Origin of the sequence: Streptomyces sp. NPDC058964, from assembly GCF_042741275.1 — a bacterium.
Taxonomy (GTDB): domain Bacteria; phylum Actinomycetota; class Actinomycetes; order Streptomycetales; family Streptomycetaceae; genus Streptomyces.
Genome location: NZ_JBHYKH010000010.1, coordinates 1 through 8,967 on the forward strand (window position 1 = coordinate 1; position 8,967 = coordinate 8,967).

The 8,967-nt window shown below is 72.8% G+C and carries 9 protein-coding genes; 1 reads left to right on the forward strand and 8 read right to left on the reverse strand.

Annotation, left to right across the window (positions count from 1 at the left end; genetic code table 11):
• Positions 1–250: 250 nt before the first annotated feature.
• The 3 genes from ACFW2E_RS02385 to ACFW2E_RS02395 all read right to left on the reverse strand — a co-directional run bounded on the left by ACFW2E_RS02385 (position 251) and on the right by ACFW2E_RS02395 (position 1,850).
• Positions 251–901 (reverse strand): diguanylate cyclase, encoded by a 651-nt coding sequence (locus ACFW2E_RS02385; protein WP_384460088.1) that lies wholly within the window; start codon positions 899–901, stop codon positions 251–253.
• A 164-nt stretch (positions 902–1,065) separates the two neighbouring features.
• A complete protein-coding gene (locus tag ACFW2E_RS02390) occupies positions 1,066–1,422 on the reverse strand; it encodes a DUF6479 family protein (protein WP_384460091.1) in 357 nt (118 codons plus the stop codon).
• Positions 1,423–1,568: 146 nt separating this feature from the next.
• Complete coding sequence (locus ACFW2E_RS02395) at positions 1,569–1,850, reverse strand: hypothetical protein (RefSeq protein ID WP_384460094.1); 282 nt, start codon at positions 1,848–1,850, stop codon at positions 1,569–1,571.
• 188 nt (positions 1,851–2,038) lie between these two features.
• On the opposite strand from ACFW2E_RS02395, the gene ACFW2E_RS02400 reads away from it, so the two are divergent.
• Positions 2,039–2,602, forward strand: a complete 564-nt coding sequence (locus ACFW2E_RS02400) for a hemerythrin domain-containing protein (RefSeq protein WP_384460097.1) — start codon at positions 2,039–2,041, stop codon at positions 2,600–2,602.
• A gap of 11 nt (positions 2,603–2,613) precedes the next feature.
• Here ACFW2E_RS02400 and ACFW2E_RS02405 read toward each other — a convergent pair whose 3' ends face one another.
• The 5 genes from ACFW2E_RS02405 to ACFW2E_RS02425 all read right to left on the reverse strand — a co-directional run.
• The gene (locus ACFW2E_RS02405; protein WP_384460100.1) at positions 2,614–3,141 is read right to left on the reverse strand and encodes a hypothetical protein; all 528 of its coding nucleotides are present in this window, start codon (positions 3,139–3,141) and stop codon (positions 2,614–2,616) included.
• A gap of 119 nt (positions 3,142–3,260) precedes the next feature.
• Complete coding sequence (locus ACFW2E_RS02410; protein WP_384460103.1) at positions 3,261–4,247, reverse strand: L-tyrosine/L-tryptophan isonitrile synthase family protein; 987 nt, start codon at positions 4,245–4,247, stop codon at positions 3,261–3,263.
• Between the two features lie 142 nt (positions 4,248–4,389).
• A complete protein-coding gene (locus tag ACFW2E_RS02415) occupies positions 4,390–5,652 on the reverse strand; it encodes a cytochrome P450 (protein ID WP_384460106.1) in 1,263 nt (420 codons plus the stop codon).
• Positions 5,653–5,661: 9 nt separating this feature from the next.
• Positions 5,662–7,488: an asparagine synthase (glutamine-hydrolyzing) gene (gene asnB / locus ACFW2E_RS02420; protein WP_384460109.1), complete on the reverse strand. Its 1,827-nt coding sequence runs from the start codon at positions 7,486–7,488 to the stop codon at positions 5,662–5,664.
• A gap of 16 nt (positions 7,489–7,504) precedes the next feature.
• On the reverse strand, positions 7,505–8,967 hold a 1,463-nt coding region (locus tag ACFW2E_RS02425; RefSeq protein WP_384460112.1), incomplete at its 5' end, for an MFS transporter.

Below are 8,967 nucleotides of genomic sequence, written 5' to 3' on the forward strand. Positions count from 1 at the left end.
CCTCCAGACCTGGCAGCGGCACGGCAGGAGCGACTTCCGGCTCGCCGCCCAGTACGGCTACCGCACCGACACCGGTCTCGGGGTCGTCGAGGCCGCCCCGCCCCCCGACCCCCCCCCCCACCCCCCCACCGCCATGTCTCACTCGGCGCGTGGCCTCGGAAGTGCGTATCGCAGACCGGCGCCGGCGGCCGGGCCCGGGGGGGGCCCCCGCGACACCGGACCTGTCCGTTGCGCGTCATGACTGCCTCGATCACGGTTCCGCGCCTGCCCGGGCCGTACGGGCCCTGGCACAGCGGCGCAGTTCTTCGGCGTAGGGCAGGACGACACCGCCGGCGACCGTTCCGGCCAGGGCGGCCAGATAGCCGGCCGACAGCGGTCGTTCCTTGGGCACGAGCCTCCAGTCCTGGGAGCCGGCGCCGCCCCTGAACATCGAGCGCACCTGATCCGCGTGCAGGCAGGCCGTGAACGCCAGCGCGGTCAGGGGCAGGACCTCGAGGAAGCTGTGGATGTGCTGCTCGACAGGGCGGATCTCGCGTCGGCCCGTCGCCAGGGTCACGTCGTACAGCGCCGTGGCCCCATGGGCGAGCGCGGCCCCGCCCATCACCGAGAGCACCAGCGGGTTGACGCGGGCGACCAGCCCCATCACCACCGGCACGCCTGCTTCGGTCATCATCACCGCGTGCACCACGGACTCCTTGGTGCCACTGGTGCGTTCGATCGACGTCCTGCGGTGCATCCACCAGTCTGCGACGGCAGGCACGACCCACAGCGGCAGCACCCCGAACAGCAGGAAGCGTCGGTTGGCGTCCTCCACGTCGGTCGAGTGAAGGGGCACCTTCAGGTCGTCCGGTCGGCGCCAGCCCTGCCAGGCCGCTTTCCGGGGCAGCAGGCGCAGTGCCATGGGAAACCTCCCTGCAATTCCGTGTGATTCCTTCTGATTCATGGCAATGAGGACTCGACTCGGGCCGCTTGTCAGCGGTTGACCCCGTCAGCGGTTGACGCGGTGCCGTTCACGGTTGCCGGCACCGAGTACCCCGCAGTCCGGATCGGTGCACACGGCCTGCCTCAGCGGCCGCCGCCGAACGATCCCCCGGATCCGGGTTTCCAGCGGGGGCGGTTCTGGTCGTCGCTCCGCCTGCTCGCGGAGTGCCGGAGTTCGTGGGGTGTGAGCCGGCGTGCGCCGTTGCCCGTCCTCGGCACCTCGTCGGGCTCGCGCATCTCGCGCTCTTCGCGTACCGGGCCGGAGTCCGGGAGTGTGGGGTGTGTTCCGCGCCGCGGCGCCGCCGGCTCCCGCCGCCGCACCGTGATCCCCAGCCGTACGGCCCACACGAGTGCGCCCGTGATGAGGATGCCGAGTGCCAGAACGGCCACCACACCCGCGGCGGAGGCCGACGCGATCGATTCGTGGAGTTGTGTGGTCATCCGGAGCGGGTACCCGGGTTGCCCCTGGGCAGACCCGGCAAGGGAGGCCAACCGGCGTGTCGCCGAGGCCGCTTCGTGTGGCGCGTGTGGAGCGGCCCGTGCCCGCGTGAAGCCGCCCGTGCCCGCCCCCCTGCACGCCGACGCGGTCACGTCCCGCGGGTGGCCGAGGCCGCGCTCGACCACGTCGACTCGCCCCACGTGCGCTTCCACCGCTCGCCGGCCACGAGCGACGGGGCGCCGCCGGTAGCCGTCGTACGACTGCTGGCGGACGAGGACCCGACGGTCGGGACCCGACGGTCGGGGCGCCGACGACCCGCCGTACGCCGGACCTGGACCCGGCGACGGCCGAGCGCGTCGAGCGCGTCGAGCGCGTCGAGCGGCCCGCTCGCCCGGCCGATCACGTCGTGCTCCCCCGGGAGACGCTGCACGGCCCGGACGACCGCCGCCTCGCCGTGCTGCCGGGGGAGGCGATGGCGCGGATCCTTGACCTCGCAGCCCGGTGAGCGCCGGAATCGGCCATCCGGGAGGAAACCGTGTGATCCGCACCGTGCTGGGCACTCGACGGCCGTGACGGCACCGCCCCGGGACCGTCACCGTCAGGCTGGAGGTGAAGGACATGGGGCACGGTGGAAACGTCATCGACGAGCTGATGACCGACCACAGGGAAGTGGAGGAGATCTTCGGCCGTATCGAGGCGCTGCCGTCCGGCGACAGGCGCCGCAAGGTGTACGCCGACCAGGCCACGATGGAGCTGGTCCGGCACTCCGTGGCCGAGGAGGCGTACCTGTACCCGGCGGTCCGGAAGCATGTGCCGAACGGGGACGCCATGGCCGACAAGGAACTGGAGGACCATGCCAAGGCCGAGCAGATCATGAAGGACCTGGAGGGTCTCGACGCGGACGCTCCCGAGTTCGACCGGCTCGTCACCGCACTGATGAGCGAGATCCGCGCACATCTGGCGGACGAGGAGCGGAATCTCTTCCCGAGTCTCCGAGCGGCCTGCCCCGCGGAGGTTCTGGACACCCTCGGCGACAAGGTCCGCATGGCCAAGAAGATGGCGCCGACCCGACCACACCCCTACGCTCCGGACAAACCTCCGGCCAACAAGATGCTGGCGCCCGGTGTCGGAATGATCGACCGGATGCGTGACGCGCTGACGGGGCGCGGCAAACACGACTGACCTGCGTGAGGTCAGGCGACGGCCGGCTGCCGTGGGCCGAGGCGGTGCACCAGCTGGGCGCGGTGGAGCTCGGCGACGGGGGCGACCAGGTCGGGGTGCCTGAGCAGCGCGCCCGCGCGTTCGTCGCCCGCGTCCGGCCCGGTCAGGCGCCGGAACTGAATGGGCGTGCCGTTCAGGTGCTCGCCGTCGGCGAGTGCGGCCACCGCCAGTCCGGCCAGCTCCGGGTCCGTGAGCAGGCTGGCCGCCCAGCTCGCCACGACCTCGTCCACCCAGGTGCGCCAGGCCGTCTCGGTCGCCTCGCTGTCGTCGGCCGTGTCCGAGCCGGTGATCCAGTCGAGGCGGGCCGATCCCCCGGGGCCTGCCATCCCGACCAGGGCGGCGTCGGCCGTCGTGGGATAGCGCAGCCACGCCGCGACGGTCACGGCCTGCCGCGCCTGTGCCTCGCACAGGGCGGCCGCCAGGGCACCTCCGCACGGCGGAAAGGCGCGGATCAGCCACTGTGAGGTCGCCGCGATGAGCGGTGAGAGATCTGTGAGCACTGCCTGCCGTCTGAGCTGGTGAGGAAAAGGGACGAACAAGGACTTCGGGAAACGGTAGCCCGGGGCTCCCGGAGGAGAAAGGGGCGGGGTCGCACCGGTGCCGTGGCTTCGGACACACCTCACGCACGCGTGCCGGCGCGCGGCACACCCTCGAAGTGGCTGGGTCTGCCGTCGTGCCGCACCAGGCGGCCCAGCCGGGCGGCCTCGGCCCGGGGCATGAGCGTCCAGGTGCCGTCGGTGCGGCGCAGGGCGGCGGAGTGCCAAGGAGTGGTCCAGGCGTCGGGCGCGTCGAGGAGACGGACGCCGAATTTCGCGGCGCCGACCGGCTGGGGGTGGATCGACAGGCGTACGGCGCCGGGGTGGCGCTCGGCGATCAGGTTGCCCCAGGCGCGGCTGCGCTGGATCACGCCGTAGGCGCGTCGGCGGCAGTCGCGCTGGAGGGCCGAGCGGGTGCCGTGGTGGTCGGCGGCGTCCTCGACCAGGAAGCGGGTGATCCCCCGGTAGAGGGCGAGAGCCTGGTCCTCGGCACGGATCTCGGCGCGCAGGGCGTCCACGGTGGGGGCGTAGCGGTCGTGGACATGGGCGCGCTTCTCGTCGTACGGATGGTCGCCGAGTACGTCACGCAGGTCGAAGAGGGAGAGTCTGCCGAGCCCCGACCGGGCGATCAGCAGCCGGAGCTCGTTGCCGTAGGCGTCGACGTGTGCGTCCGGGACACCGATCAGGTCGGCGAAGACATGGCCGTCGGAGCAGATGATCACGCGGGCGCCGGGCGGATGGATCCGCTCGATCTCGGTGCACAGGTTGTTCAGGAAGGTCAGCGAGAGGCGCTCGGCCCGGTCGGGGAGGTGGCCCAGGACCTTGGCCGGGTTGGGGGACTTGCAGGGGAAGCCGGGCAGCGTGAACACGACGGGCGCCTCGTCGCGTACGAAGGCCGCGATGCGTCGCAGCTGATGGGGGAAGGCCTCGGTGGAGGCGGGGGTGTCGTCCGTCGTGCGGTGGTGCGGCAGGAGCAGGTCGAGGATCGCGGCGCTGATACCGGTGGGATCCATGTCCGTGTCCCGGCTGGGGCCGGTGGGGCGGGTGTACGGCGCGGTCGTCGTCGGCATGGCTGGTCCTTGGGAATTCCGGGGGCCGGGAGGGATGAGGGCAGGGCGGCATGGCGCCGTGGCTCGGAGCCGGACGCCGTCGGGCGGAGAGGTACGGGCCGGGTCGGGCGGAATTCAGGACCCGGTCAGCCGTGGGCGGGGATCAGCGGCGCCGGTCGTAGCGGACCGGAAGGTGGTTGGTGCCACGGCCGAGGACGGCCGGGATCCACTCCATCTCCTCGTCGCCGACGGCCGGACGGAGACCGGGCAGACGGGTGAGCAAGGTGCCCAGGGCGATCCGGAGTTCGACGCGGGCGAGTGCGGCGCCGGGGCAGAAGTGGATGCCGTGGCCGAAGGCGAGATGCGGGTTGGGGCTGCGGTCGAGGGCGAGGGTGTCGGGGTCGTCGAAGCGGTGCGGGTCGCGGTTCGCCGCGCACAGGGAGACGATCACCGAGTCGCCGGCCGGGACGCGGGTGCCGTGCAGATCGCTGTCCTCGGCGAAGAAGCGCCAGGTGGTCAGCTCGAAGGCGCTGTCGTAGCGCAGGAGTTCCTCGACAGCGCGGGGCAGGAGGTCCGGTTCGGCGCGCAGCCGGGCCAGCCGGCCGGGGTGGCGGAACAGGGCGATCAGGGCGGTGGTGATCTGATTGGTGACCGGTTCCTGTCCGGCCACGAGGAGCTGGAAGATCATCGAGTCCAGCTCCTCCTTGGAGAGTTCGCCCTGGGTGTGGGCCTCGACGAGCCGGCTGAGCAGGTCGCCGTCCCCGTGTGCCCGCTTGTGGGCGACGACGTCGGCGATGTAGCCCTGCAGACCGTGCAGCCGTGTCTCGTACAGCGGGCGTCCGGGGTCCGTGGGGCCGACCGGCTGGACGACCTTTCCCCAGTCGCGGTCGAAGCGGGCGGCGAGTTCCGGTGGGAGGCCGACGACTTCGGCCAGGACCTGGAAGGGGAAGCGGGCGGCGAAGCCGGTGACGAGATCGGCGGGTCCCTGTGCGGGCAGGCCGTCGACGAGGGCGTCGGCCAGCTCCTGGAACCGGGGGCGGAGCCCCTCGACGCGGCGTGGGGTGAACGCGTCGGTGACGAGGTTCCGCATGCGGGTGTGTTTCGGTGGGTCCTGGTGCAGGAGATGGGCCTGGAGCTGGGAGTGCTGGGGCTCCGGCATGATCGAGGCACGGGCGCGCCAGCGGTCGTTGCCCCGCTCGTGGTTCTTGCCGAGGCGGTCGTCGTTGAGCGCCGAGTGCGCGGCGTCGTAGCCGGTGACGAGCCACGCCCGTACGCCGCTGGGGAAGAGGACACGGTGGACGGGTCCGGCGTCGCGCATCCGCTGGTACAGGGGGTACGGGTCGGCCTTGTAGGGGCAGCCCATCAGCGGCACAGGGTCGGGGAGTATCGCCGGTTCCACGGTCGGCGGGGGCTCCTGGAGGGTCATGGGGGCTCCTCAGAGGGCGAGTTCGGGCCGGTGGTGGTCCAGCCAGAGGGCGAGGTCGACGACGCGTTCGAGGCGGAGGCGGTGGCTCCAGCCGAGTCGGTCGGGCGGAGTGTCGAGACAGGGCTTGAGGAGGGTCTCGTCGGCCAGGGCACGGACCTGGTCGGCGGCCAGCGCCTCGCGGGCCATCTCCTGCAGACCGCTGTTGTAGTCGGGGTGATGGGTTGCCGGGTAGTGGTTCTTGGGGCGGTGCAGCACCGAGTCGGGGGCGAGCCCGGTGCCCGCGGCGCGCAGCAGGCCCTTCTCCCGGCCGTCGAAGCTCTTCAGCGCCCAGGGTGCGGAGAAGGCGTACTCCACGAGGCGGTGGTCGCAATAGGGGACACGGACCTCCAGACCCACCGCCATGCTCAACCGGTCCTTGCGGTGCAGGAGTTGGCGCAGCCATCGGGTCAGGGACAGATGCTGCAGCTCGCGTTGCCGGTGTTCGACCGGGCTCTCGTCGTCCAGGTGCGGTACGGCGGCCAGCGCGTCGCGGTACGTGTCGTCGCGGAACTCGGCGATGCGCAGGTCGAGTTCCGGGTTGAGGGGCATGGCGGCCTCGTCGCCCGTCACCAGCAGCCAGGGGAAGGCCGGTGCGGCGAGGGCCCTGGGGTCGTGGAACCAGGGGTAGCCGCCGAAGACCTCGTCGGCGGCCTCTCCGGACAGGGCGACGGTGGAGTGCCGCCGTATCTCCCCGAACAGCAGGTACAGCGAGGTGTCCATGTCGCCGACGCCGATCGGTGAGTCGCGGGCGACGACGACCGCCCTGCGGTGCTCGGGGTCGAGGAGCGTTCGCGGGTCGAGGACGACCGTGCTGTGGTCGGTGCCGATGTGGGCGCCCGCCTCGATGGCGTACGGGGTGTCGTGGCCGGTGCGCAGCACGTCGCCGGTGAACCGCTCGGCCTGGTCGCTGTAGTCGACGGCGTATGAGCGGATCCGGGCGTCCGGGCCTTCGCGCAGGCGGAGTTCGTCGGCGAGCAGGGCGGTCAGGACGGTGGAGTCGATGCCGCCGGACAGCAGGCTGCACAGGGGGACGTCGGCCTCCAGCTGGCCGCGGGCCGCGGCGTCCACCAGCTCGCGCACCCGCTCCACGGTCGCGTCCCGGCCGTCGTCGTGCGGCTTCGCCTCCAGTTGCCAGTAGCGGCGCTCGCGGATGCCGTCGCGGTCCAGCACGAGCACGCCGCCGGGTTCGACCTCGCGGACACCCGACCACACCGTGGGCCCGGTGTTGAACAGCAGGCTGTACGCCTCGCGCAGCCCGTCGGCGTCCACCCGGGGACGGATCTCCGGGTGGGCGAACAGGGCCTTGGGTTCGGAGGCGAAGGCGAGGCCGCCGTCGACGGCGGCCCAGAACAGGGGCTTGACGCCGAGCCTGTCGCGCACCAGCACCAGTCGTCGCGCCCGCTCGTCCCAGACGGCGAAGGCGAACATGCCCTCCAGGTGGTCGGCGACGTCCCCGCCCCACTCGGCGTAGGCACGCAGCACCACCTCGGTGTCGCTGCGGGTGCGGAAGTGGTGACCCGACCGCCGCAGTCGTGAACGCAGTTCGTGGTGGTTGTAGATCTCGCCGCTGTAGCTGAGCACGGTCGTGGGCGCGTCCGGCCGGTCGGTCATCGGCTGTGCCCCGCCGAGCGGGTCGATGACGGCCAGGCGGCGGTGGCCGATCGCGGCGTGCTCACCGAGCCATGCGCCGCCCGCGTCGGGGCCGCGCGGGGTGAGGGCGGCGGTCATGGCCTCGATGACCGGGACCCGGTCGCGGGCGTCCTGCCGGAAGGACGCCCAGCCGGTGATTCCGCACATAGGGGTGACTCCTGGGTCAGTGGTGAGCGGCGGGCGCCGCGTCGGTGGTGTTCTCGGGCCCTGGCGCGGGTCTTCGTCCGGGCAGCGCGAGCAGGGGCACGGCGAGCGAGGCGGCGGTCGCGGCCAGCGCGAGCCCCGCACGTGCACCGCCGATCGCCCAGGCGGCGGTGGCCAGGGCCGGGCCGAGCGTGAAGCCGAGGCTGCGGGCGAGCTGGACGGTGGATCCGACTGTCGCGGTCCGGTCCGGTGGGGCGGTGCCCATGACGAGGGCCTGGGTGGGACCACCGTTCAGGCCCATGCCGACGCCGGCCAGCGCCAGCCGCCAGGCGGTGTCGAGCGGTGAGAGGCCTTCGCCGAGCGGGACGAGCAGGAGCAGGCCGGCGGCGGTGAGCGCCGCGCCGGTCACCGCGACGCGACGGGCCCCGGTGGGGGTCCCCCCGCTCGAGCGGAGCCGAGAGTGGGGGAGGTCGGCGAGCCGACCGCCGAGGGGTCCGGCGAGTGCCATGGCGAGCGGGAAGGCGAGGACGGTCAGCCCGGTCGTCGTTGCGCTGACACCGTCGCCGCGCTGGAGTTGCAGGGCCACGACGTAGTGCATCGCCGCGAAGCCGACCGCCAGGGCCAGCACGGCCCCGTGCGCCCGCAACAGACCGTTCGTGCGCAGCATCCGGGTCATGGGACGGCCGCCGGGACCGCGCAGCCACCACCACAGCGGGGGACCCGCGGCGATCGCGAGGGCCGGCCAGTACGGTCCGCGGGACGCCAGGGTGAGCGCCAGCAGCAACGCCGCCACACCGGTCGCGACCAGCAGCGCGTCCGCACACGACCGCCGGCCGGGCAGCCGCGGCCGGCCGTCGCCCGCCGCCTCCGATTCGGGTCGGGCAGAGGGCACCGCCATGACCACGGCCAGGGCGAGGACACAGAACGGGATCTTCACGAGGAAGACGGAGCGCCAGCCCCAGTGGTCCAGCAGCAGGCCGCCGACGGCCGGTCCGGTCACCGCTCCGAGCGGGCCGAGGGTCGCCGGCACGCTCATCGCCCGTCCGCGCAGATGCGGCCGTACGGATCGGATCGCGAGAACGGGCATCAGGACGAACAGCACGGCGCCGAAGGTGCCCTGCGCGAGACGCGCCGCGATCAGCCAGGCCGCCCAGGGCGCGGCGGCGGCCAGCGCGCTGCACAGGCCGAAGCCGGCGGTCGCCAACACCACCGCAAAGCGCGGCCCCGTCCCGTCCAGCCAGCGCCCCACGGGCAACAGCAGTGCCACGACAGGGAGTTGATACGCCAGCACCGTCCACTGGGCGGTCGCGGCGGAGATGTGCAGGCCGTCCGCGATGTCCGCGAGGGCCACGTTGACGATGTTCATGTCGAGCATCGATACGAACGACAGCACGCCTGCCGTCGCCACCAGCGGCCAGCGGTCCTCCCCGCCGGGCATGTGGCCGGGCCGTTCCGGACCGGCAGCGTGGTGCGTCACCGGGC

What these genes read in the sequence shown, in the direction of transcription:
- ACFW2E_RS02385 (WP_384460088.1), bottom strand. Translation starts at nt 901, where the DNA reads ATGGCACTGCGCCTGCTGCCCCGGAAAGCGGCCTGGCAGGGCTGGCGC.
- ACFW2E_RS02390 (WP_384460091.1), bottom strand. Translation starts at nt 1,422, where the DNA reads ATGACCACACAACTCCACGAATCGATCGCGTCGGCCTCCGCCGCGGGT.
- ACFW2E_RS02400 (WP_384460097.1), top strand. Translation starts at nt 2,039, where the DNA reads ATGGGGCACGGTGGAAACGTCATCGACGAGCTGATGACCGACCACAGG.
- ACFW2E_RS02410 (WP_384460103.1), bottom strand. Translation starts at nt 4,247, where the DNA reads ATGCCGACGACGACCGCGCCGTACACCCGCCCCACCGGCCCCAGCCGG.
- ACFW2E_RS02415 (WP_384460106.1), bottom strand. Translation starts at nt 5,652, where the DNA reads ATGACCCTCCAGGAGCCCCCGCCGACCGTGGAACCGGCGATACTCCCC.
- asnB (WP_384460109.1), bottom strand. Translation starts at nt 7,488, where the DNA reads ATGTGCGGAATCACCGGCTGGGCGTCCTTCCGGCAGGACGCCCGCGAC.